The organism is Ruminococcus sp. MSJ-25 (genome assembly GCF_018917825.1).
Classification (GTDB): domain Bacteria; phylum Bacillota; class Clostridia; order Oscillospirales; family Ruminococcaceae; genus Hominimerdicola; species Hominimerdicola aceti.
The window spans coordinates 33,894-58,674 of the sequence record NZ_JAHLPI010000017.1 but is presented as its reverse complement, the minus strand read 5'-3'; the positions used below and the strand labels follow the sequence as shown (position 1 = coordinate 58,674).

The 24,781-nt window shown below is 43.8% G+C and carries 24 protein-coding genes; 21 read left to right on the top strand and 3 right to left on the bottom strand.

The annotated features are described in order from the left end of the window. Positions 1 to 82: 82 nt before the first annotated feature. The 12 genes from fabD (at position 83) to KQH97_RS07315 (ending at position 13,120) form a co-directional block, all read left to right on the top strand. On the top strand, positions 83 to 1,006 hold the full coding sequence (gene fabD / locus KQH97_RS07370; protein ID WP_022288131.1) for an ACP S-malonyltransferase: 924 nt from the start codon (positions 83 to 85) through the stop codon (positions 1,004 to 1,006). An 18-nt stretch (positions 1,007 to 1,024) separates the two neighbouring features. Continuing rightward, entirely contained in the window at positions 1,025 to 1,552 is a 528-nt protein-coding gene (locus tag KQH97_RS07365; protein WP_216553659.1) for an outer membrane protein assembly factor BamE, read from the top strand. A gap of 18 nt (positions 1,553 to 1,570) precedes the next feature. Further along, a complete protein-coding gene (locus KQH97_RS07360) occupies positions 1,571 to 2,050 on the top strand; it encodes a dCMP deaminase family protein (RefSeq protein ID WP_022288133.1) in 480 nt (159 codons plus the stop codon). Positions 2,051 to 2,225: 175 nt separating this feature from the next. Then, the gene (locus KQH97_RS07355) at positions 2,226 to 3,074 is read left to right on the top strand and encodes a shikimate dehydrogenase (RefSeq protein ID WP_216553658.1); all 849 of its coding nucleotides are present in this window, start codon (positions 2,226 to 2,228) and stop codon (positions 3,072 to 3,074) included. 26 nt (positions 3,075 to 3,100) lie between these two features. Continuing rightward, entirely contained in the window at positions 3,101 to 3,616 is a 516-nt protein-coding gene (locus KQH97_RS07350) for a shikimate kinase (RefSeq protein WP_216553657.1), read from the top strand. Between the two features lie 342 nt (positions 3,617 to 3,958). After that, the gene (locus KQH97_RS07345; RefSeq protein ID WP_216553656.1) at positions 3,959 to 6,499 is read left to right on the top strand and encodes an EAL domain-containing protein; all 2,541 of its coding nucleotides are present in this window, start codon (positions 3,959 to 3,961) and stop codon (positions 6,497 to 6,499) included. Between the two features lie 95 nt (positions 6,500 to 6,594). Continuing rightward, positions 6,595 to 7,404 carry a hypothetical protein gene (locus KQH97_RS07340; protein ID WP_117934522.1) on the top strand — a complete coding sequence of 270 codons (810 nt, stop codon included), beginning with the start codon at positions 6,595 to 6,597 and terminating at the stop codon, positions 7,402 to 7,404. Positions 7,405 to 7,607: 203 nt separating this feature from the next. Then, on the top strand, positions 7,608 to 8,183 hold the full coding sequence (locus KQH97_RS07335; protein ID WP_216553655.1) for a xanthine phosphoribosyltransferase: 576 nt from the start codon (positions 7,608 to 7,610) through the stop codon (positions 8,181 to 8,183). 45 nt (positions 8,184 to 8,228) lie between these two features. After that, the gene (locus KQH97_RS07330) at positions 8,229 to 9,380 is read left to right on the top strand and encodes a BMP family ABC transporter substrate-binding protein (protein WP_117877001.1); all 1,152 of its coding nucleotides are present in this window, start codon (positions 8,229 to 8,231) and stop codon (positions 9,378 to 9,380) included. Between the two features lie 153 nt (positions 9,381 to 9,533). Then, complete coding sequence (locus tag KQH97_RS07325; RefSeq protein ID WP_022288140.1) at positions 9,534 to 11,069, top strand: ABC transporter ATP-binding protein; 1,536 nt, start codon at positions 9,534 to 9,536, stop codon at positions 11,067 to 11,069. Continuing rightward, positions 11,062 to 12,168: an ABC transporter permease gene (locus KQH97_RS07320; RefSeq protein WP_216553654.1), complete on the top strand. Its 1,107-nt coding sequence runs from the start codon at positions 11,062 to 11,064 to the stop codon at positions 12,166 to 12,168. The genes KQH97_RS07325 and KQH97_RS07320 overlap by 8 nt, the downstream gene beginning before the upstream one ends. Then, positions 12,161 to 13,120 carry an ABC transporter permease gene (locus KQH97_RS07315; RefSeq protein WP_216553653.1) on the top strand — a complete coding sequence of 320 codons (960 nt, stop codon included), beginning with the start codon at positions 12,161 to 12,163 and terminating at the stop codon, positions 13,118 to 13,120. Before KQH97_RS07320 ends, KQH97_RS07315 begins: the two co-directional genes overlap by 8 nt. Before the next feature lie 435 nt (positions 13,121 to 13,555). Here KQH97_RS07315 and trxA read toward each other — a convergent pair whose 3' ends face one another. Genes trxA through KQH97_RS07300 form a run of 3 tightly spaced genes read right to left on the bottom strand, consistent with a single transcriptional unit; the run spans position 13,556 to position 14,661 of the window. Next, positions 13,556 to 13,879 carry a thioredoxin gene (trxA, locus tag KQH97_RS07310; RefSeq protein WP_216553652.1) on the bottom strand — a complete coding sequence of 108 codons (324 nt, stop codon included), beginning with the start codon at positions 13,877 to 13,879 and terminating at the stop codon, positions 13,556 to 13,558. A 17-nt stretch (positions 13,880 to 13,896) separates the two neighbouring features. Continuing rightward, complete coding sequence (locus tag KQH97_RS07305; RefSeq protein WP_216553651.1) at positions 13,897 to 14,094, bottom strand: ferredoxin-thioredoxin reductase catalytic domain-containing protein; 198 nt, start codon at positions 14,092 to 14,094, stop codon at positions 13,897 to 13,899. A 30-nt stretch (positions 14,095 to 14,124) separates the two neighbouring features. Then, positions 14,125 to 14,661 carry a flavin reductase gene (locus KQH97_RS07300; RefSeq protein WP_022288147.1) on the bottom strand — a complete coding sequence of 179 codons (537 nt, stop codon included), beginning with the start codon at positions 14,659 to 14,661 and terminating at the stop codon, positions 14,125 to 14,127. Between the two features lie 474 nt (positions 14,662 to 15,135). Between KQH97_RS07300 and KQH97_RS07295 the strand changes: the two genes are divergently transcribed. The 9 genes from KQH97_RS07295 to argF all read left to right on the top strand — a co-directional run bounded on the left by KQH97_RS07295 (position 15,136) and on the right by argF (position 24,694). Next, positions 15,136 to 16,371 (top strand): argininosuccinate synthase, encoded by a 1,236-nt coding sequence (locus KQH97_RS07295; protein ID WP_038672450.1) that lies wholly within the window; start codon positions 15,136 to 15,138, stop codon positions 16,369 to 16,371. A gap of 79 nt (positions 16,372 to 16,450) precedes the next feature. Then, positions 16,451 to 16,885, top strand: a complete 435-nt coding sequence (locus tag KQH97_RS07290; protein ID WP_117876987.1) for a pentapeptide repeat-containing protein — start codon at positions 16,451 to 16,453, stop codon at positions 16,883 to 16,885. A gap of 107 nt (positions 16,886 to 16,992) precedes the next feature. Further along, positions 16,993 to 18,366, top strand: coding sequence for an argininosuccinate lyase (gene argH / locus KQH97_RS07285; RefSeq protein WP_118054070.1), 1,374 nt, complete (start codon positions 16,993 to 16,995; stop codon positions 18,364 to 18,366). After that, positions 18,347 to 18,790, top strand: a complete 444-nt coding sequence (locus KQH97_RS07280) for a hypothetical protein (protein ID WP_216553650.1) — start codon at positions 18,347 to 18,349, stop codon at positions 18,788 to 18,790. Before argH ends, KQH97_RS07280 begins: the two co-directional genes overlap by 20 nt. A 135-nt stretch (positions 18,791 to 18,925) precedes the next feature. Next, positions 18,926 to 19,873 (top strand): N-acetyl-gamma-glutamyl-phosphate reductase, encoded by a 948-nt coding sequence (gene argC / locus KQH97_RS07275; RefSeq protein ID WP_216553649.1) that lies wholly within the window; start codon positions 18,926 to 18,928, stop codon positions 19,871 to 19,873. Between the two features lie 463 nt (positions 19,874 to 20,336). After that, positions 20,337 to 21,593 carry a bifunctional glutamate N-acetyltransferase/amino-acid acetyltransferase ArgJ gene (gene argJ, locus KQH97_RS07270; protein WP_216553648.1) on the top strand — a complete coding sequence of 419 codons (1,257 nt, stop codon included), beginning with the start codon at positions 20,337 to 20,339 and terminating at the stop codon, positions 21,591 to 21,593. A 34-nt stretch (positions 21,594 to 21,627) separates the two neighbouring features. Then, positions 21,628 to 22,485 (top strand): acetylglutamate kinase, encoded by an 858-nt coding sequence (gene argB / locus KQH97_RS07265; protein ID WP_022288154.1) that lies wholly within the window; start codon positions 21,628 to 21,630, stop codon positions 22,483 to 22,485. A gap of 32 nt (positions 22,486 to 22,517) precedes the next feature. Beyond that, entirely contained in the window at positions 22,518 to 23,702 is a 1,185-nt protein-coding gene (locus tag KQH97_RS07260; protein WP_216553647.1) for an aspartate aminotransferase family protein, read from the top strand. 77 nt (positions 23,703 to 23,779) lie between these two features. Then, a complete protein-coding gene (gene argF / locus KQH97_RS07255) occupies positions 23,780 to 24,694 on the top strand; it encodes an ornithine carbamoyltransferase (protein WP_195518374.1) in 915 nt (304 codons plus the stop codon). The last annotated feature ends 87 nt before the right edge of the window (positions 24,695 to 24,781 follow it).

Sequence of the window (24,781 nt, the reverse complement as noted above, 5' to 3'; positions counted from 1 at the left end):
GAAATTTACAGGTATGAGATAAGGCGGCTTTGATATTATCAGGCGGCTATGTATAAATTTAACCACAAAGGAGTAAAATTTTATGTCAAAAAATATTTTTTTGTTTTCAGGTCAGGGCTCACAGTATGTAGGAATGGCTAAGGAGCTTTGCGAAAAGTATGATGCTGCAAATGCGGTTTTCGACACAGCGGAAAAGGTGCTGGGATATGACCTGAGAGCGGTAACATTTGACGGTCCTGACACTGAGCTTAACAAGACAGTGAACTCACAGCCTGCTATAATGGCTTGCTCGCTTGCCGCTTTTGAAGCCGCAAAGGCTGAGGGCATCACATTTGACGGCGTAGCAGGTCACTCACTGGGCGAATATGCTGCTATGGTAGCCGCAGGTGTTGTAACTATGGAGGACGGCTTCAAGCTCATCAAGGCGAGAGCGGCTGCAATGCAGAAAGCCGCAGAGGCTAACAGTGGCTCAATGTATGCTATAATCGGTCTGCCTGCTGAAGAGGTCGAGAAGATATGCGAGGAAACAGAGGGCTATGTTGTTCCTGTAAACTACAACTCAGCCGTTCAGACTGTTATCGCTGGTGATACTGCGGCTTGCGAGGCGGCTGCGGCAAAGTTTGCGGAGATGAAGAAAAAGGCTATAAAGCTCAACGTTGCGTCCGCTTTCCACTCAAAGCTCATGCAGAGTGCGGCTGATGAATTTATTGAAACTGCAAAGACAGTTGAATTCAAGACTGCAAACGTTGATTTCTACTCAAACGTTCTTGGAACAAAGCTTGAAGATTTTTCTGCTATGCCTGATATGCTTGCCAAGCACATCGTTTCACCAGTTAAGTTCACTTCTGAGCTTGCAGAAATGGAAAAGGCAGGCTATGAAAACTTTATCGAGCTTGGCCCTAACAAGGTGCTTACGGGTCTTGTAAAGAAAACTCTCAAGGGCAAGAACGCTGTGAACATTGAGAACAATGCCACAATGGAAAAGGCTCTTGCTTCTCTGAGCTAAAATATCGAGGGGAGAAAAATGAAAAAGGCTATGAAAAGGGCTTTGCTGTTGGCATTGGCGGTGGCAATGCTTGTTTGTCTGAGTGCCTGTGGAAAATGTGCGTGGAAGATAAAGATAAACGGCAAGGATATACAGATACCATGCACTCTGGACGATATTGGCGAGGAATATGAATACACGCTGGATTATCCTTTTTCGGGAAACTCAAACGGCAAGGGGATATTCTCGGTGGCGCTTATGCAGGACGGCAGTATAATAGGCACTGTTAAGGTAGAAGCGGACAGTGTTGACAATATTGACAGGAAGTCGAAGATACGTCAGATAAGTGCGGCGCAAAGCAGTTCCGATAAAAAGGGAATGAGCATTGCAGGGGTAAAATGCGGTGATGACAAGACGGAAGTCAAAAAAGTTTTCGGCGAGCCTGACAGCCCTGACGCAGACGCATGGAAATACAAGAAAAGGGGCTTTTTGGCGACTTTCTTTTTTGACGATGACGGCAAGGTGACAATGCTGAGCATATCAGACATTGATGATGAAGATACCTGATAAAAGGCGGTGTATAAAATGAAACGCAATGACTACATATCATGGGACGAATATTTTATGGGCATTTCACTGCTATCTGCACAGAGGAGCAAGGATTCTCACACGCAGGTAGGAGCGTGCATAGTTTCTCAGGATAACAAGATATTGTCAGTAGGCTACAACGGTATGCCTACCGGGTGTTCTGATGATGAGATGCCGTGGGACAGGAACGGTGAGTTTCTTGACACGAAATATCCATTTGTATGTCATGCCGAGCTTAACGCCATTCTCAACCATGCGGCAGGAAGCTTACAGAATGCCAAGATATATGTTTCACTTTTTCCATGCAACGAATGTGCAAAGGCTATCATTCAAAGCGGCATAAAGGAAGTCGTTTACTGGGAGGACAAATACGCCGACACTGACGGAGTTAAGGCTTCTAAGAAAATGTTTGAGCTGACGGGGGTAAAGATACGCAGGTATATACCTACTAACCGTGAGATAACTATAAGGCTGTAAAAGGCAATTATCCTGCCGAAACAGTTTCAGGCGACAATGCGGGCGAACACTGTTCGCCCCTACTGTACATTGTGCGGTTATTAAGGTTTGTGCAATAAATTGCAAGTTGCCCCTACAGATATACATTATTAATATGATTAATATGCGGAAATTTTTTATAAAGAAGGAATGTAAAATGTCAAGAAAATACGCTATACTTGGAGAAACGCTTAAACATACTATGTCGCCCCCTATTCACGCCAGGCTTTTTGAGCTGAAAGGACGTGAGTTTGAGTATGAGATACTGGAGGTAAAGCCTGAGGAGCTTAAAGACAAGGCGGAGTATCTTAATTCTCTTAACGGCTACAACATCACTATTCCACACAAGATAGGCATTATAGAATACACTGATGAGCTTGACCAGTCGGCAAAGCGTTATCACTCTGTGAACTGCGTTGACAACAAAAACGGCAGGCATGTTGGTTACAACACTGACTGCGACGGCTTTCTCAGGACTGTTCGTGCAATGAATATCGACTTCACAGGAAAGATACTGCTTATAGGCTGCGGCGGAGTAGGCAGAATGATGGCAATTGAGGCGGCTCTTGCCGGGGCTGACCTTTACATTGCGGTGCTGGAGAGCGATATGCCTTTGGCTAAGCAGGTAGAGAAAGAGATAAAGGCTATGAAGTCTGACGCTAGGATAACTATTGTTCTAAACACTGAGATACCGACCGACGTTCACTACGAGCTGCTTATGAACGCTTGTCCTGTGGGAATGTATCCTAAGACAAACGCCTGCCCTGTTCCTGATGAAGTTATAAATGCGAGCGGTGCGGTATTTGACGTTATATACAATCCTCGTGAGACTTTGCTCATGCAGAAAGCCAAGGCTATGGGCAAGAACGCTGTCGGAGGCATGGCAATGCTGGTTTGGCAGGCGGTTTCCGCTCACGAGATATGGGACGGCGACGAATACACAGACGAGGAAGTTCAGTCTATCATAGACGAAATGGAGATCGCTGTGGAGAAGGATTTTAAGTAAAATACATTATAATAAGGATAGTAAATATGAGACCAATTTTTTTGTGCGGCTTTATGGGCTGCGGAAAATCTACTGTGGGAAAGATCTTGGCGAAAAAAATGGGCTGTCAGTGCGTTGACCTTGACAAGTATATCGAAGATACGGCAGGAATGAGCATACCTGAAATATTCGACAAATACGGTGAGGAGCATTTCAGGAAGCTTGAAACCGAGGCTCTTGCAGCATTTGCTGACATTGGCGGCGTTGTTGCAACAGGCGGCGGAGCATTGCTTTCGGAGGAGAACGGCAAGGTGGCTAAAAGATCGGGCATGGTGGTCTTTATCGACACATATTTCAACACTTGCTACGGACGCATAAAAAACGACCCTAACAGACCTATCGCTTACAACTCCACCAGAGAACAGCTTTCAGAGCGGTTTAACTATCGAAGGCCTTTATATCTTGCCCACTCACACTATGTCATAAGCGGTGGTTATCCGCCTATTGTCATCGCTTCTAAGATACAAAAGCTTTACAAGAGATTTGATTTCGGGCAGGGCTGATTCAGCTCTTCCCTGCAGGCTCGACCTTCATGCCCACTGTTTTCGGGCTTATCGCAAACCATGCGAGCCTTAAGCTTATGCCCGTTTATCTTGCATTTTTCTTCATACTTCTGCTTGTGATGATGTCAAAAACGAAAAAACTTTGTCATAATAAATAGTACGGCTTGTGCAAACAGTACCAAATTATTTGTATCTTGGATAATCAAAAATAGCTATTTATAACGAATAATCCAAAAACCCTGCAAGCACTGATAAAAAATGTTGAAAATCCTCCCGATATGTTGTATACTTATGGTATGAAAACGTTATATTAAACTGCCATATGACAGAAGGGAGCTGCAAATGGACATACAGAAAACCGTGCTTGTCGTTGACGACAGCACAACGAACCGATCTATACTTTGCGACATACTACATTCTGACTATACTGTGATCCAAGCAGAAAATGGCATACAGGCTCTTACAATGCTAAAAAAACAGGATAAAAAAGTTGACGCTATAATACTGGATATCATAATGCCCGAAATGGACGGATATGAGTTCATGGATAAAATAAAGCATGATAAAACCTTATCTCAGATACCTGTTATTATTCTAACAGAAAAATCAGACAGAGACACTGAAAAGAAGGTGCTTGAAAGCGGTGCGTGGGACTTTGTTCCAAAGCCTTATGACGCTGATATTATAAAGCTAAGGCTCAAAAACGTTATCGCAAGAAGTCAGGTATCGCTGCTCAAAGAGCTTAATAACGTTATGAACTACGACCCTCTTACGGAGATATATTCAAAGAATAAATTTTTCAGTGCGTCAAAGGCACTTCTTAAGGCTAATCCTGACAAGCAGTTCGCTTTTCTAAGACTAGATATCGACCGTTTCAAGCTTATAAATTCATTTTTCGGCACTGCGTATGGAGACAGACTGCTAAAGCATGTTGCAAAACGTATAAGAGATTTTGCAAAAACAACGGAATGCTGTACCTTTGGTAGGATAGACGCTGACGTTTTCGGTATCTTCACCCCTTATCAGGGCAAGAAAGAAACAGTAAAGCAGATAGAGCAGGCTGTTGAAAACATGAAAAAACTGTCCGCAAGCTATAACATCATGATCGTTTACGGCGTTTATGTGGTGACTGACAGAAGCCTGCCAATATCCTTCATGTGCGACCGTGCCGCTCTTGCCGCTAAAACTGTAAAAGGGCATTATATGAAAAGCTATGCTTTTTATGATGACAAAATGCGGCTTTCTATCGAAAATGAGCAGAATATAATAAATGAAATGAGCGACGCTCTTGAAAACCACGAGTTTGTGCCTTACTATCAGCCTAAGTATGATGTAAAGACAAACAAGCCTGTGGGTGCGGAGGCTCTTGCAAGGTGGATACACCCTACCAAGGGATTTATCTCACCTGGTGTGTTTATCCCGATATTTGAGAAAAACGGCTTTATCTCAAAGCTTGATTTCTACATATGGGAATGCGTATGCAAACAGCTCAAGGAATGGAAAGACAAGGGAGTGCCACTTTTCCCTGTGTCTGTAAACGTTTCACGGGTCAATCTTTATAACCCTAATCTATCGAAGATCATCATAGAGCTTACCAGAAAGTATGACGTTGACCCTAAGTATTTCAACATCGAGATAACGGAAAGCGTTTATACTGACGACAATGTAATGATAGATGATATCACTAGCCAGCTCAGAAATAATGGCTTTACTATCCTCATGGACGATTTTGGCAGCGGCTATTCTTCACTGAACGTACTCAAAGATGTTCAGGTGGATATGCTAAAAATGGACATGATGTTCATGTTCAAGGCAAAGTATGACGGCCGTGCAGAAACTATAATTTCTTCTGTTATCAGAATGGCCAAATGGCTCAATATTCCTGTTATAGCGGAAGGCGTTGACAAAGCGGAGCAGGTAGAATTTCTGAAAAGCGTAGGCTGTGACTACATTCAGGGTTTCTATTATTCAAAGCCTTTGCCTGCGGCAGACTATGAAAAGCTTATTTCAGATCAGGAGGAACAGCCTGTGCCTGAGAACGGGACGTCAGTAAACGACCTGCTGTGGGGCAAGGGCGGGGGATTGCTGGCATATATCGACAGCATCGACCAGCCTGCTACGATATATGAATGTTTTCCGGACGGCACAGTGGTAATGGTATGTTCAAACAAGGCATTTTCACAAAAATACGGCTATGACAGCAGTGTGTACGGCAAACTCAATGTTAAGAACTGCATTGACAGCGAATGCAAAGAGAAGTTCACAAGCACTGTGAACAAGGCAATAGAGAGCAAGGACAGAGCAGAATGTGTTCTCAGTATGCACGAGATAAACGGCAAGAAGCACTGGTTCAAGACGCATTTACGCTTTATCAGCGAAACAGGTGTAAGCTCTGTGCTTATAGCGTATTTCACGGACGTGACCGACATGGTGTTGACGGATAAACGCATAAACGACTATAAGAACTATATCCAAAACGAAATAGACCGAAAGCACAAGATCCTTATTGTAAGCAACAACAGCGACGCACGCTGTCAGCTCGAGGGGATACTTTCTCAGGAAAATACTGTTTTCACGGCAGAAACCATTCAGGAAGGGAAAAAGCTTCTTCTTAACGAGGATATCGACCTTATTTATTTTGACATACAGCTTATTTCCAAGGACGACGAATTTCCTCTTGACATTGATGAGAGAAGACTCCCTGTTATTGCTATAACTCAGGCTCATAGCGTACTTAAAGGCATGACAAAATTGAAGAACAGAGTTTCAGACTTTGTTATGAAGCCGTATATAGATGAGCTGGTACGTCTGAGAACGAACAATCTTTTAAAGATCAATATTTCAGGCAGTGCAAACGAAAAATATTTTAGCCGAACGAAATGATCTGAAAAAGTCCTCTGCGACAAGCGGGGGCTTTTTTCTATTATTAAGCTGTTAGCTTTATTGACAAAATATACACTATCTGATATTATATAGGTATGAATGCTGAAAGCGAGGGAGAAAAAATGTATCTTGACAAGTGGCGTGTGGCAATAAGAAATTTGAAAAATTCGCTTTTTTCATATCCAAACACGGCTCAAAGCTGTTTCCCTGACCCTATCACGGACGACACAGTGTTTTACTGCGTTCAAGGTCTTGTATATGGCAGTCAAAAGTTCCCCGACGGAAAATTCATACGCAGTTCTCCTGTGACCTCGGTATACTCCGAGGACGGAAAGCTTTTTGCCAAAACAATAAACAACGTTTATGAGCTTAAAACGCCAAGCGATTATTTTGACTGCGATATCGCTGAAAATGCCGCACAAAAAACAGGAAGCAGTGAGCTTGCTGAAACAGCTAAAATGCAGAGAGAAAAGCTCACGGCACAGCTTGATAAATTTTTCACGATCTGTCAGAGGCTTTGCGATAATGAACAGGCTGACGTTGCAAATGAGTTACCTGAAGATACTCTTGTTATATGCTATTACGGCACTGACCCACATGGAAACAAGATGTTCTACAAAAAAGAAGATATGGTAGTGCCTGTTTTTGCATATGTGACCGTTGGGCTGGTCATTGATTCTGTGGGGCTTGCGGAAAGCGAGGAAAAGCTGGAATCATGGGATACGCTGGGGAGATATTATATTGACAGCGAGCTTATGGAGTTTTATGACTGTGACACGAAAAACCTTATTTTCTGCAATTTGACGAACTCTCCTATATATGTCACAATTTACGAAAGTTCCGCCGCTATGCTCTGTATGCCAAACACGGCTAAGATAGCTTCAAGAAAAGTAAAAGAAAAATAAAACTTTTATCCGTCTGAGATCTCAGGCGGATTTTTTTTATTGCACAATATAGAAAAGAACGTTGAAAATTAATAGAATGTTAAACTTTTAACGTGCCATAGCAATTGAATAATCGTCGAAAGTGTAGTATAATTTTCTTATATAGTTGCTTTTTGATGTAAAATAATATATTTAACTATTTTTTGTATCGTGAGGAAAAGATCATGGAAATTTTAAAACAGCGTATTCTTAAGGACGGAGTAGTAAAGGAAGGAAACGTTCTCAAAGTCGATAAATTCCTTAACCACCAAATGGACGTCAAGCTTTTCAACGATATCGGTGAGGAGTTTGCAAAGAGATTTGCAGGAACAGGCGTAAACAAGATACTCACTATCGAGTCATCCGGTATCGGCATTGCCTGCATTGCGGCACAGCATTTTAACAACTGCCCTGTTATTTTCGCAAAGAAAACTCTCAGCAAAAATCTTGACGGCGAAATGTTCGTTACTCAGGTAAAGTCCTACACAAAGGGCGTTACATATGACGTTATGGTATCTGAAAAATATCTCGGCAAGGGTGACAAGGTGCTTATTATAGACGATTTTCTTGCTAACGGCTGCGCTCTTATGGGGCTTATAGATATCGTAAAGCAGTCCGGGGCTGAGCTTGCGGGAGCAGGTATCGTTATCGAAAAGGGCTTCCAGGTTGGCGGAAAGACTATCCGTGACATGGGCGTAAAGCTCGAATCTCTTGCTATCGTTGACTCTATGGACAACGGCACTATCACTTTCAAGGACTAACGCACAAGGCGTTACCAATAAATATTTTATGGAGGAAGATCAAACATGAAGGTAAGACGTATTCTTGCGCTCGTTCTTTCTGCGGCTCTTGCTGTAACAGCTCTTACAGCTTGTACATCTGCTAAGGACGAAGCATCACAGAAGTCGGCTGACAATCAGACGGCAACTCTCAGCTATGACACTGTAAAGATCGGTGTTATACACATCGGCAACCCTGCCGACGGTTCAGGCTACACATATGCTCACGATCAGGGTATCGTTGGTATGCAGAAGGAGCTTGGACTTAAAGACGATCAGATCGTTAGAAAAAACAACGTATCAGACAGCGACCCTGCTGCTACAGAAACAGCTATCCGTGAGTGCATCGAGGAAGGCTGCAACATCATCTTCGGCACAAGCTGGGGCTATATGGACAAAATGGAATCCCTTGCAGAAGAATATCCTGACGTTTATTTCTGCCACGGCACAGGCTACAAGAACAACGGCAAGAACCTTAACAACTACTTCGGAAGAATTTATCAGGCAAGATATCTCACCGGTATCGTTGCAGGTATGAAGACAGAGTCAAATCTTATCGGTTACGTTTCCGCTATGGGCAGCGAGAACTCTGAGTGCACAGGCGGTATCGACGCTTTCGCAATGGGCGTTTATTCTGTAAATCCTGACGCTAAGGTATATGTAAAGGTAACAAACAGCTGGTATTCACCAACAGAGGAAACAAACGCTGCAAAGGCTCTTCTTTCTGAGGGCTGCGACGTTATCGCCCAGCACTGCGACACACCTAACCCACAGCTCGAGGCTGAAAGTGCAGGCAAGTGGGGCGTAGGCTACAACACAGATATGTCTAAGGACGCTCCAAAGGCTACACTTACTTCAACTCTTTGGAACTGGTCTGCATACTACACATATCAGGTAAAGCAGATCGTAGATGGCAACTGGAAGTGTGAGAACTACTACGGCGGCATGGCTGACGGTCTTGTAGACATCGCTCCTCTGAACAAGGATCTCTGCACAGAGGATATGCAGAAGGCTGTTGACGAGGCTAAGGCTAAGCTTGAGGACGGTTCATTTAACGTATTTGACGGCGTTATCGAAACAAACGACGGCAAAACAGTTGGCGAAGAGGGCAAAACTCTTGACGACGCTACTATCACAGGCGGAATCAACTGGTACTTCAAGAACGTTGAGGTCAAGTAATAAGGCTTAACAGCTTAACAAAACATTTATACGGGCGGTGCAGGTTGCCGCCTGTTTTGTTAATGATATGAGCATACGGCAGCAGGTAATTCTGCTGTCGGTTTCTGATGACATTAGCAAATCTAAGGAAGTTCATAAAAAGGAGCTGAAAGTATGAGTGAAGAAATATCTGCTGAGATCGCTGTAAAATGCAGCGGGATAACAAAAGTTTTCGGCAGCGTGGTTGCAAACGACGGCATTGATCTTGAAGTAAAATACGGTGAGATACTTGCACTGCTGGGCGAAAACGGATCAGGAAAGACCACGTTGATGAATATGCTTTCGGGTATCTATCACCCTGACAAGGGCAATATCTACATTGCCGGCAAGCCTGAGGCGATAAATTCACCTATGGATTCTATCGAACTTGGCATAGGCATGATACATCAGCACTTCAAGCTTGTGGAGGTGTTCTCCGCCGCAGACAACATTGTGGCAGGCACAAAGGGCAAGCTTAAGAGCAAGGGCGCTGTAAGAGATGAGATAAAAAAGATATCTGAACAGCTTGGTCTTGAAGTTGATCCTGACAAAAAGGTATACAATATGTCCGTCAGTGAAAAGCAGACAGTTGAGATTCTGAAAGTGCTTTACAGGGGTGCTAAAATACTTATTCTTGACGAGCCTACGGCGGTTCTTACTCCGCAGGAAACTGAAAAGCTTTTCAATATCCTGAGAAAAATGAAAGCTCAGGGCTGTGCTATCATTATCATCACCCACAAGCTGGGCGAGGTAATGGATATATCTGACAGAGTGACCATACTGCGAAAGGGCAAGAGCGTTGAAACTGTAAACACAGCAGAGAGCAGTGAAAAGCAGCTCACCGAGCTTATGGTGGGCAAGGCGGTGGAGCTTTCAATAGAAAGACCTGAACCTGTGAACGTAAAGCCGATACTTAACGTAGTCGATCTGACGGTAAAGAACTCTGAGGGAAGCATTGCTCTCGATGACGTAAGCTTTGTTATAAACAGGGGCGAGATACTTGGTGTGGCAGGCATTGCAGGAAGCGGTCAGAAAGAGCTTTGCGAGACTATCGCAGGGCTTCAGAAGATAGAAAAGGGTGCAGTGCTTTACAACAAGGAGAACATCATAGGCAAGACACCTAAGGAGATAATAAATCTCGGCATAAGCATGAGCTTTATCCCTGAGGACAGACTTGGAATGGGTCTTATCGCTTCGGTGGGTATGACGGACAATATGCTTCTTAAAACATACAAGCAGGGCAAGCTTTGCTTTGTGGACAGAAAGCCTGCTAAGGCGCTTTCAAAGGAGCTTATAGAAAAGCTTGAAATAAAAACTCCGTCCACGGAGCTTCCTGTAAGAATGCTTTCGGGAGGAAACGTTCAGAAGGTCCTGCTTGGACGAGAGATACACAGTGAGCCTGATCTGCTCATAACCGCATATCCTGTTCGTGGACTTGACATCAACTCATCATATCTCATATACTCGCTTCTTAACGAGCAGAAGAAAAAGAACACGGCTGTGCTTTTCATAGGCGAGGACCTTGACGTTCTTCTGGAGCTTTGCGACAGGATAATGGTGCTTTGTCACGGCAAGATAACAGGTATTTGTGACGCCAAAAAGGTCACAAAGGAACAGGTAGGCATGATGATGACAGGCTCGACAATGGAGGAGGTGCTGGGCATTGGCTGATATTATAAAAAAAGAGCCTCTTATAAGAATAGCCAAGCGTGCTGAACGCTCAAACAAGCAAAAGCTTATCATAAGGCTTCTGTCGGTGCTTCTGGCTATTTGTGCAGGCGGAATATTCATTCTTATTCTTGGCAAAGATCCGTTTTCATACTATGCGAAAATGGTAAAGGGTGCTTTTATCGGCAAGAACGCCGCAAGCCCTTTTATGCCGTTCAAAGAGACCATAAAGATAATGATACCGCTTCTTATATCTTCTCTTGGCATTACGCTTGCGTTTAAGATGAAGTTTTGGAATATCGGTGCAGAGGGTCAGATAATAATGGGCGGAGTTTTCGCTTCATACTTTGCTCTTTATCATTACGATATGCCTCACTATCTGCTTTTCATTGTAATGTTCGTTGCGGCGATGATAGGCGGAGGACTGTATGGCATTATCCCTGCATTTTTCAAGGCAAAATTCGACACAAACGAAACTTTGCTCACCCTTATGCTCAACTATATCGCACTTTACGTTATAGATTGGCTCACAAAGGGCGCATGGCAGGATCCTGAGTCAAAGGGATATCCTAAGATAGCAAGATTTGATCTTAACGCTTGGCTTGATTCGCTAGGCGGTGTTCAGGTAGGCTGGGTGATAGGTCTGGTGCTTGTGGTATTGGTATTTATCTATCTTAAATACACAAAGCAGGGCTACGAGATAACTGTAGTATCAGACAGCCATGCAACTGCAAGATATGCAGGCATGAGCCCTAGCAAGATAATGATAAGAACGATGTTTTTGAGCGGTGCTATCTGCGGTATCGCAGGAATGGTGCAGGCTTGCGGAACAGAACACACACTTTCAACATCTGTTGCAGGCGGAGTAGGCTTCACGGCTATCATAGTTGCATGGCTTGCAAACCTCAATCCGTTCGGCATACTTGTGGTGTCGTTCCTATTTGCAGTTTTGGAGAAGGGCAGCACGGTAGTATCGTCTGAATTTGTGCTTTCACCTTACTGCTCGAACGTTTTGCAGGGAATAATCCTGTTCTTCGTGCTTGGCTGCGAGTTCTTCATCAGATACAGATTTGTAACAAGAGGAGGCAGGAAAAATGACTAGACTTATTTCATTCCTTGCCCATGCGGTATATATGGGTACTCCTCTGCTTTTCGGCACAGTAGGAGAGATACAAAACGAAAAGGCGGGACACCTTAACCTTGGTGTTGAGGGAACAATGGCAATGGGCGCTTGCGCAGGCTTTATGGTAGCATACAAGACAGGAAGCCTTTGGCTTTCCATACTTGCGGCATTTCTTATGGGTGCGCTTGTTTCGCTTATCTATGCTTTTCTTACCATAACAATGATGGCGAACCAAAACGTAACAGGTCTTACACTGACTATATTCGGCACAGGACTTTCAAACTTCATAGGCGAGCAGATGATATCCGCTTCACCTACAGGAAATCTCAAGCTTCCTGAGGGAGTTATGAACAGCCTGAAAGACATTGACATACCGCTTCTTAGCAAGATACCTGTTCTTGGAGAGGTACTTTTCTCACAGAACATTTTCACATATCTGAGCATTGTTATCGCTGTGATAATGTTTATCTATCTGAAAAAGACAAAGGTGGGTCTTAACCTTAGAACTATCGGTGAGAATCCTGCTGTTGCGGACGCAGTGGGAATAAACGTTGTGAAATACAAATACATAAACGTTCTTATCGGCGGAGGAATATGCGGAATAGGCGGAGCGTTCTGCTCAATGGTAATAAACGGCGGTGTTTGGATGGCAAACAGCGTGAACGGTCTTGGCTGGATAGCTGTAGCGCTTGTTATCTTCGCTGTATGGAATCCTGCAAGGGCTATTTACGGAGCGTATATTTTCGGTGCATTCATGGTATTGAAATACTACTTCCCGAAAAACCTCGGCTTCACTGTTCCTGAGTCATTCTTTGATATGCTCCCATATCTTGTAACGGCTCTTGTTCTTATCATCACTTCTGTGAAAAAATCAAGAGAACGTTCACAGCCACAATCCTGCGGTATAAATTATTTCCGTGAGGAGAGATAGGATATTGAAGCTTGGCATTGTTTTCAAAGTGTAAAATAATTCTCAAGCCCTGAGAAAGCGGGCTGTCGAGGGCGCCAGCCCCTACAATATATTACAGATAATACCTAAAGCAACATATTTAAAAGCTCTGCGTTTTGCAGGGCTTTTATTTTTGCCCTAGTGACAAAATGCAGAAGATGTGATATAATCAGATAAAAAGGGGTGAGAAAAGCGACACATTATGTCTGTTCACTTTATCAAGCATAGAAGATACCTCCGAAATTTTATTTTTTCTATACTTGATTATAACAGCAAACCGCATATCTTTCAAGTGGACAAAACCCGAGATTTTATGGACAAAGCTTAGGTGTTCATAGTCCAATTACGATACAAAAAAAAGCGGGCGACCAAAGGTCGCCCATACACTTTGCTTTGTTAGGTTATGATAAACTGTTTTTACTTTGCCTTTGCCGAAGCCACGAAAGCTTTAAGCTCCTCCTCAGGCATATAGCCGACAGTTGAAGCAACTACCTTGCCATGTTTCACAACAAAAAGGGCAGGTATGCTCGAGATACCGAAAGCGGCTGCAAGCTCGTTTTCCTCGTCAACGTTGACCTTCCCCACCTTTACAGAACTGTCCTCCTCAGAATACTTATCCACCAGCGGTGAAAGCATTTTGCACGGACCGCACCATGCTGCCCAGAAGTCAAGCAGGACAGGCTTTTCCGAGTGCATTACTTCGTTTTCAAAATTATCCTTTGTTATGACCTTTACAGACATTTTTCACAGCTCCTTTTCTAATCCTTGCTTTTGTAATAGAGCATACAATGGCAGAAGCCCTCAAAATTCGGGTCGGCTATCTGCTCACGGAACTCTTTGCAAATACACTTGTTTTCCTCTGTGCGCTGTATCCTGCACGGACAATAGCCACCTGTGCGTTTAAGCCCCTCTTTTATGCTCTTTACCATTTCTTTATCATCATTAAGACGTACCATTACTACCTATCCTTTGCAGATATGCTTAGATTATTCCTTGACAAATGCCTTTACAATCTCGCCGATATACTGATAGTGATAATCCTTGTCAGAATACCATTTCTCATCGTTTTCAGTGTCAACAAAGCACTCAGGCTTCATCTCCTGAACATAAGCCTTTTTGCACACAAGCACCATATCAGCTTCCGCAAAAGCTGTTACCTCCACGCCGTTTTCAGACACGAACACAGGGGTAAGACCTGTTTCCTTTGCCTTGTCGCAGTCACGTCCACTATGTGAGCCACAGAATGAAAGTGCCTTTTTATACTCCTCTTTGAAAAAGCTTATGGTGAAATATTCTGCCTTGTCGATAAATTCCTTTGTATATCTCTGTGGTCTTATAACTGTGGTGAAGGTGTTCTTTCCCCACATAACGCCTGCAAAGCCCCATGAAGCTGTCATTGTGTTCCAGCCACTCTCGTCGCCTGCTGTTACAAGAAACCACTCCTTGCCTATCTTTTTGTATGGATTGAAGTCAATGGCGTCAAGCTTTTCTGTTACCTCTTTGAAACCGTTGAAACTGCTCATTTTCATTACCGCCTTTCAGTATTATGTCAGACTTATCATACTTATTGTACACCAATATCGTATAGAAGACGTCTGAGTATATTATATATCATTTCTTATGAAATTGCAACCCCTTGAAAACCCTGAAATATTGTACAAAAATCGTTAAACAGGGCTTTTTTGTGTTGCTTTTTTTGAAGAATAGTGATATAATTGAATTAGGTATTTGTAAAGCTGTTTTTGTGTTTTTGGTTTAGCTGTTTTATTTTATGCCGTTGCAATACTCGATATGTATATCTTTTGAAGTTTATACAGAATAAATTGTATATTGTCCGAAAATATATATTAAAAAGCCTTAAAATGTGTATAAATATAAAATTTTTATGCAAAAGCACTTGACAATGCTGTATAAAGGTGTATAATAATTTTATCGGCATGAAAGCCGTGAAAATATTATACAAACATACTTACTACATACAATGGAGGAATTTTGTTATGGCAAAAGAGATCAAAAAAGTTGTCCTTGCTTATTCCGGCGGACTTGATACATCTATCATCATTCCGTGGCTCAAGGAAAACTACAACAACTGCGAAGTAATCGCTGTTTCAGGAAACGTTGGTCAGGGCACAGAGCTTGACGGTCTTGAGGAAAAGGCTATCAAGACAGGCGCTTCTAAGCTCTATATCGAGGACCTTACAGAAGAGTTCATCGAGGATTATGTATATCCAACAGTACAGGCTGGCGCTGTTTATGAGAACCAGTACCTCCTCGGCACTTCATTTGCTCGTCCAATTATTGCAAAGAGAATAGCTGAGATCGCTATCAAGGAGGGTGCTGACGCTATATGCCACGGCTGCACAGGTAAGGGTAACGACCAGGTTAGATTTGAGCTTGCTATCAAGGCTTTCGCTCCTGATATGCAGATAATCGCTCCTTGGAGAATCTGGGATCTTAAGTCAAGAGAGCAGGAGATCGAGTATGCTGAGGCTCACAACATTCCTCTGAAGATAAACAGAGAAACAAACTACTCAAAGGACAAGAACCTTTGGCACCTTTCACACGAAGGTCTGGATCTTGAAGATCCTGCAAACGAGCCACAGTATGAGAAGCCGGGCTTCCTTGAAATGGGCGTTTCACCTATCATGGCTCCTGACAAGCCAACTTATGTAACTATCCACTTTGAAAAGGGTATCCCAACAGCAGTTGACGGCGTTGAGATGAACGGCAAGGAGCTTGTTACAAAGCTTAACGAGCTTGGCGGTGCAAACGGTATCGGTCTTGCTGACCTTGTTGAGAACAGACTTGTTGGCATGAAGTCAAGAGGCGTTTATGAAACTCCAGGTGGAGCTATCCTTTACAAGGCTCATGAAGTTCTTGAAACTATCACACTTGACAAGGAAACTGCAAGAGTTAAGCAGTATCTTTCAATCAAGTTTGCTGACATTGTTTACAATGGTCAGTGGTTCACTCCTCTTCGTGAAGCTATGAGCGCATTTGTTACAGAAACACAGAAGACTGTTACAGGTGACGTTAAACTGAAGCTTTACAAGGGCAACATGATAAACGCAGGCGTAACATCTCCATACACACTTTATGATGAAGAAGTTGCTACATTTGATGAGGACAATGTTTACAATCAGGCTGATTCAGCAGGATTTATCAACCTCTTCGGTCTGCCTATCAAGGTAAGAGCTAAACTCGAGCAGAAGAGAAACGCTAAGAAGGACTAATAGTGACGCTCTGCTTCACAGAGCATAAAGGTGTATAGCCTTAAAAAGTTTGTATAATATTTTTCACGGAGGTTTTGATATGTCAGATAACAACAGCATTTTTGAGCCTGCAATAGACAAGAAGGTCGAGATCTCTTATGACAGCCTGCCGAACTCCTCTTTTGAGGACGTAAACCTCGGCGGAGCAAAGTTCTCGAACGTAAATCTTAAGGAAGCCGTTTTCGATGACGTTAATATGGATGAGACACATTTCAACAACGTCAGCATGAAAGAAAGCGACTTTGCAGATATGTATATGGTAAACACAAAGTTCTTGGGCGTAAATCTCAGCAACTCGAGATTTGGCTGCTCTATCATGAACAATGTTGAGTTTAAAAATCCTGATCTTAAGAACTCACAGTTCATTCACTGTGACCTTACAAACGTTGAGATAAACGATTGCAAGATAGACGGTCTGAAGATCAACGGCGTGGATATCCAGAAGCTGCTTGAACAGCACGAAAAGGAAATGTGATCCGCACTTATTGAAATGTATTGGGGCAGGATGATCCTTTGGGGTCATTTTGCCCATACATTTTTTATATTTGATAACTTGAAATAAACATAAAGGACGGTTTTAAAATGGCAGGAAAAATGTGGGCAGGAAGATTTACAAAGGAAGTTGACGAAAGAGTCAATGATTTCAATTCATCTATTTCCTTTGACGCAAGAATGTACCGCTATGATATAGAGGGTTCTATGGCACACGCCACTATGCTTGGCGAGTGCGGTATAATCGAAAAGCACGAAAGCGAAAAAATAGTCCAGGGACTTAAGGGTATTCTTGCGGATATCGACGAGGGCAAATTACAGTTCGACCCTACTGCAGAGGACGTTCATATGTTTGTTGAGGCTGAGCTTACCAAAAGGCTCGGTGACACAGGCAAAAGACTTCACACGGCAAGATCAAGAAACGATCAGGTAGCTCTTGACGTGAGAATGATACTCAGAGCCGAAACGAAAGAGATAATCGAGCTTGTGAAAAAGCTTGAACACACTATCCTTGACATTGCAGAGAAAAATCTCACAACTGTTATGCCGGGATATACTCATCTTCAGAGGGCACAGCCTATCACATTTGCTCACCACCTTATGGCATATGCAAATATGCTTCTGAGAGATATTTCAAGACTTGAGGACAGCTACAAGAGAACGAACATCATGCCTTTGGGCAGTGGTGCGCTGGCTTCCACAACTTACCCTATAAACAGACAGAGAGTTTGCGACCTGCTTGGCTTTGACGAGATAACACAGAACTCACTTGACGGCGTTTCAGACAGAGATTTCTGCATTGAGCTTTGCTCAGCTATCTCACTGCTTATGATGCACCTTTCAAGATTTTCTGAGGAGATAATCCTTTGGTGCTCATGGGAGTTCAAATTTATCGAGCTTGACGACGCTTATGCAACAGGCTCGTCTATCATGCCGCAGAAGAAAAACCCTGATGTTACTGAGCTTATAAGAGGAAAGACAGGAAGAGTTTACGGCGACCTTAACACACTGCTCGTTATGATGAAGGGTCTGCCGCTTGCATACAACAAGGATATGCAGGAGGACAAGGAGGCTATCTTTGACGCTATCGACACTGTTAAGCTTTGTCTTAAAACGTTCGACCCGATGCTCGCCACAATGAGAGTTATCCCTGAGAACATGAGAAACGCCGCAGCCAAGGGCTTTATCAACGCTACAGACTGCGCTGACTATCTTGTTAAGAAGGGTATGCCTTTCAGGGACGCTTACAAGATAACGGGCACTCTCGTTCACACCTGCATTGAAAAGGGCTGCACCCTTGAAACTCTCCCATTGGAGGAGTACAAGAAGCTTACTGACAACTTTGACAAGGACGTTTATGACGCTATCAGCCTTGACACCTGCGTAATGCAGAGAAAAGCGGCAGGCGGTCCTGCGCCTGAGTCTGTAAAAGCTCAGATAGAATATGTCAGAAATAAGCTTTGATAAACACCGCTCCCCTGTTAAGACGGCACTGCTATATCTTGTGCTGTGGGAGCTTGCGACAGTTATAATGTGGCTTTTTACGGCTAAGCTTTTTGTGATATATCCGCTGTTTGCGGTGGGATTTACGGTAGTGTACCCTGTGTGTACATGGTGGGCTTGCTACCGACACGCTAAGAACTACGGCTTGAAATGGTATGTTGCACCTGTGATGATAGCGGTTTCGGTGATAGAATATATCTTCGTGGAGGAAGCAAGGTCGGTAGTGCCGAACTTTATCGTACTCACTGTGTTGACCGCAGGCTTCGCTGCAGGTCTTGGAAACTGCTTTGCGGATAAGTACGCAATAAACGCCGCAAAAGAAGATAAAAAGCGTAAAAAGCTGAAAAAAGAACCTGAATACAAGAACATTTTGGACGATAATTAAAAGTATGCAGACGGCTAAAGAGCTGTCAGCCAAACGTGCGAACACTGTTCGCCCCTACAAAAGTTTGCCTTTGCATGAGCATACAGATTATTGGCAGACAAAATCATAAAGTTTTTTAGAAGGATATGAAGAAAAATGAAAACAAGAGTTTTTATTGACGGCAAAGAGGGAACAACGGGACTTCAGATATATGAGCGTTTTCAGAACAGAAATGACGTTGAGATAATGCTCATTGACGAGGAAAAGCGTAAGGACGTGAACGAGAGAGCAAAGATGATAAACTCATCGGATATCACTTTTCTCTGCCTGCCTGACGCAGCGGCAATAGAGGCGGCTTCACTTTGCACAAACCCTGATGTTAGGATAATCGACGCTTCTACCGCCCACAGAACAAACCCTGCTTGGGACTATGGTTTCCCTGAGCTTTCCGAAAAGCATAGAGAGAATATCCGCAATTCAAAAAGAGTTGCAAACCCAGGCTGTTATGCAAGCGGCTTTATAAGCCTTGTTTATCCTCTCGTAAAGGCAGGAGTGCTTCCTGAGGATTATCCTGTTACCTGCCATGCAGTTTCAGGCTACAGCGGCGGTGGAAAGAAAATGATAGCCGCTATGGAGAGCGAAAATAAAACAAAGGAAATGTATTCTCCACGTCAGTATGCACTTGGGCAGAAGCACAAGCATATCCCTGAAATGCAGGCGGTGTGCGGACTTAAATATAAGCCTATGTTCAATCCGATAGTGGACGACTATTATAATGGTATGGTCGTTTCTGTGCCGCTGGTGACAAGATGTCTGACAAAGAAGTATACACCTGAGAATATCCATGAAATAATGGCGGAGCATTATCTTGGTCAGCATTTCGTTAAGGTAATGGAGCTTGGAGGAACGGAAACGCTTCCTGACGGATTTATCGCAGCGAATACATTGGCAGGAACAAATAATTTGCAGATATTTGTCTGCGGAAATGAAGATCAGATATTGCTTATGTCGAGATTTGATAACCTTGGAAAAGGTGCAAGCGGCGCAGCAATACAGAATATGAATATAATGTTGGGGATAAACGAAGCAACGGGTCTGGAATAACAAAAAAGCAAAAAACAAACCAAAAGCACCGCACAAAAAATCGCCGGTGCAGGGCGGCGTTAGCCCTGCCGAGGGACGGGGGCGAGCAGCCCCAGCGGGGGCAAAATAAAGCCAAAAGCAAAATCAAACCCAACAGGGGGCAGAGCCCCCACCACAAAAGTACGGTCTAAAAAAAGCGGCGAACAAAAAAATAAAACAAACCGAAGTAAATTTTCTCAACCAAGCCTAAAAACCAACAAAACTCCGCCGCTTTTGTCATTTGAACAGCGAAGCGTCTTCAAATGACTCGCCAACGGCGACAATAAGCTCCCCCACAAAGGAGAGCAATTCCCGACCAATGAGTGCGAATATAAAAGTGCGGAAAAAATAAGCGGGCGAACGCTGTTCGCCCCTACAGAAATAATTAATAGAAAAAATCTGTCCTGATCTAATTAGTGTGAAAATTTTGTAAGGAGTTTTGAATATGAAAGAGATATCAAAGAAAAATTTCGACGGCTATAAGTATGTAGACGGCGGCGTGTGTGCTGCAAAGGGCTTTAAGGCTAACGGTCTTTATTGCGGCATAAAGGAAAACCCTACAAAAAAGCCTGACCTCTGCCTTGTGGAGTCTGACGTTATGTGTTCAGCCGCCGGCGTTTTTACTCAGAATAAGGTCAAGGGTGCTCCTGTTACTGTTTCTCAGAAAAATCTTGCTAAAACAGGCGGCAAGGCTAAGGGCTTTATCCTTAACTCCAAAAATGCCAACACCTGCAACGCTGACGGTGAGGAAAAGGCTTACAAAATGTGCGAGATGACTGCCGAGAAAATGGGCGTTAAGCCTGAGGAAATTCTTATCGCTCAGACAGGCGTTATCGGTCAGATACTCCCTCTTGAACCTATCGAAGCTAAGATAGACGAGCTTTATGAGGGACTTTCCTATGAGGGCAACGAAAAAGCCGCTATTGCTATCATGACTACTGATACAGTGAAAAAGGAAGTGGCTGTTGAGTTTGAGCTTGACGGCAAGATCTGCCACGTTGGCGGCATGGGCAAGGGCAGCGGTATGATACACCCTAACATGGCGACTACGCTAAATGTTATCACTACAGACTGCGCTGTATCTTCTGAAATGCTCAAAAAGGCACTCACTGAGATAGTGAAGATAACATATAACTGCCTGTCAGTTGACGGTGACCAGTCAACAAATGATACCTGCGCTGTTATGGCTAACGGAATTGCAGGAAACCCTGAGATAACGGCCGAGGGTGAGAGCTACGAGGTGTTCAAAAAAGCTCTTTATATCGTTATGATGAACATTACTAAGATGCTCGCAAAGGACGGCGAGGGCGCAACTAAGCTTCTTGAATGTACTGTAACAGGTGCAAAAGACCTTGACACTGCTATAATCGTTGCAAAGAGCGTTATATGTTCACCGCTTTTCAAGTGCGCAATGTTCGGTGCTGACGCTAACTGGGGCAGAATACTCTGTGCTGTTGGATACGCTGAAGCTGATTTTGACATAAACAAGGTAGACGTTTCACTGTCATCAAAGGCAGGAGAGATACACGTTTGCCACAACGGCGCAGGCATAGAGTTCTCTGAGGAGGTGGCTAAGACCGTTCTTCTTGAGGACGAGATAACAATAAGCGTTTCTATCGGCGACGGCAACGGCACTGCCACTGCATGGGGCTGTGACCTTACATATGATTATGTTAAGATAAACGGCGATTACAGAAGCTAAGACATAAAATCAGTATAGGAAAGAAGAATGAGAAATGGACATAAGCAATAAAATCAGAAGTCAGATACTTATTGACGCTCTGCCGCACATTCAGAAATACCACGACAAGATAGTCGTTGTAAAATACGGCGGCAACGCTATGACAAACGCTGAGCTTAAGGAAGCTGTTATGAGCGATATCGTGCTTCTAAGCGAGGTAGGCATAAAGGTAGTTCTTGTTCATGGCGGAGGTCCTGAGATAAACGCAATGCTCAAAAGAGTCGGCATTGAAAGCAAGTTCATAAACGGACTGAGATACACTGACGCAGAAACTATAGATATCGTTAAAATGGTGCTTTGCGGCAAGGTAAACAAGGAGCTTGTGTGCGCTTTGCAGCTTCATGGCGGAAAGGCTCTCGGCCTTTGCGGCTGTGACGGGCAGATGATACTTGCGCAGAAGCTTGACAGCGAGGTAGACCTTGGTTTTGTGGGCGACATCAAAAAGGTAACAACAAAGCCTATAGTTGACGCACTGAACAACGGTTATGTTCCTATAATCTCCACAGTTGGCGTTGGCGAGGACGGACAGTCTTACAATATCAACGCTGACACTGCGGCGGCGAGAATTGCTTCTTGTCTGAGAGCGGAAAAGCTTATCCTTATGACGGATATAGTTGGTCTGCTGGAGGACAAGGACGATGATTCCACACTTATCCCACAGGTAAACGTCAGCGATGTACCTTATCTCAAAAAGAAAGGCATCATAAGCGGCGGAATGATACCAAAGATAGACTGCTGTGTTGAAGCCGTAAGACGTGGCGTTAAAAAGACCACTATCATTGACGGCAGAGTACCGCACTCGATACTTATCGAGCTGCTCTCTAACGAGGGTATCGGTACACAGTTTATATAAAATATCAATACATATTGAAAAGAGTGATAAAAATGAACACCATAGAACAGTTCAACGAACACGTTATGCAGACCTATGGCAGAATAGGTCTTGTTATGGAAAGCGGTCATGGTCAGACGGCTGTTGGCGAGGACGGAAAAGAGTACATCGACTTCGGCTCCGGTATCGGCACAAACAGCCTTGGCTACTGCGACGAGGATTGGGTGAACGCTATCTGCGATCAGGCACACAAGATACAGCACACCTCAAACTACTATTACACAAAGGTACAGGCTGACTTTGCAAAAAGACTTTGCGAGGCAACAGGCTATGAGAAAATGTTCTTCGGCAACTCGGGCGCAGAGGCTAACGAGTGCGCTATCAAGCTTGCAAGAAAATACAGCTTTGACAAATACGGCAAGGACGCTGAGAGAAATATCATCATCACCCTTGTAAACAGCTTCCACGGCAGAACGCTTTGCACTCTTTCCGCAACAGGTCAGAAGGTTTTCCACAACTACTTCTTCCCGTTCGTTGGCGGATTTGAGAATGTTATCGCTAATGATATTGACGATCTTATGGACAAGCTCAACAAGCTTGACAACAAGGTTTGCGCTGTAATGTTTGAATTCGTTCAGGGCGAGGGCGGTGTTATACCTCTTCAGCAGAGCTTTGTGAACACTATCATGCTTGAGTGTGCAAAGAGGGATATACTCACTATCGCAGACGAGGTACAGACAGGCGTTGGCAGAACAGGCAAGCTCCTCACATCTGAACTTTACAACGTAAAGCCTGACATAACCACACTTGCAAAGGGTCTTGCAGGCGGTGTTCCAATAGGCGTGTGCCTTGCTAACAAGAAGTGCAGTGAGGTACTTGGCAAGGGTACACACGGCTCGACGTTTGGTGGAAATCCTATTTCCTGCGCAGGCGGAAACGCAGTTCTTGACAAGGTGACAAAGCCTGAGTTTCTTGAGGAAGTTCGCAAAAAGGGCGAATATTTCAGAGAAAAGCTCGCAGAAATAGACGAAGTTGAGGGCGTTGACGGACTTGGTCTTATGATAGGCGTAAGACTCAAAACCAAGAAAGCCGCTGATGTGCTCAACAAGTGCTTTGAAAACGGACTTCTTATTCTCACAGCAAAGGACAAGCTGAGATTTTTGCCGCCGCTGAATATCTCATATGAGCAGATAGACAAGGGACTTGCTATACTGAAAAAAGTTCTTGATGAGAAATAACAAAGTGTGCGGTGCGAACAGTGTTCGCCCGTTTGATATGCAATACCAAATAATAATCAAATTACGGAGGAAATATTATGAAACATTTACTTAAAATGCTCGACCTTTCCAAGGAGGAAATTCTCGACATTCTCAATCTTGCAGACCAGCTCAAATACGAAAACAAAAACGGTATCGAGCATCACATTCTTAAAGGCAAAACTCTCGGAATGATATTCCAGAAGTCCTCTACCCGTACAAGAGTTTCTTTTGAAACAGGTATGTACCAGCTTGGCGGTCAGGCACTTTTCCTTTCAAACCGTGACCTCCAGATAGGCAGAGGCGAGCCTGTTCAGGACACAGCCCGTGTTCTTTCACGTTACCTTGACGGCATCATGATCCGTACTTTTGAGCAGAAAGAGGTTGAGGATCTTGCTAAATACGGCTCTATACCAATAATAAACGGTCTGACAGACTTCTGCCACCCTTGTCAGGTGCTTGCTGACCTTATGACTATCAGAGAGTTCAAGGGACGCTTCGAGGGTCTGAAAATGTGCTACATAGGCGACGGCAACAACATGGCAAACTCACTTATCGTTGGTGGACTTAAGGTAGGCATGGAAGTTTCTATCGCTTGCCCTAAGGATTATCAGCCTGCTGCTGAGGTTCTTGAATTTGCCAAGGGCTACGGCGACAAGTTCTCAATGACAGACGTTCCTCTTGAGGCTGCAAAGGACGCTGACGTACTTTTCACAGACGTTTGGACTTCAATGGGCGAGGAAGCTGAGACAGAGAAGAGAAAGATCGCATTCAAGGGCTATCAGATAAACGACGATATCATGGCTGTTGCAAAGGCTGACGCAATGGTTCAGCACTGTCTGCCTGCTCACCGTGAGGAGGAGATAACCGAAAAGGTATTCGAGGCTCACGCAAATGAGATATTCGAGGAAGCTGAAAACAGACTTCATGCACAGAAAGCCGTTATGGTCAAGGTAATGGGTCCTGAGGAATAATTTTCTCTGCAAGTCTAATATACGCAACTTTAATGTAGGGGCGACCTTTGGTCGCCCTTTTGCTTTGCACTTTTTTATGTAGAGGAA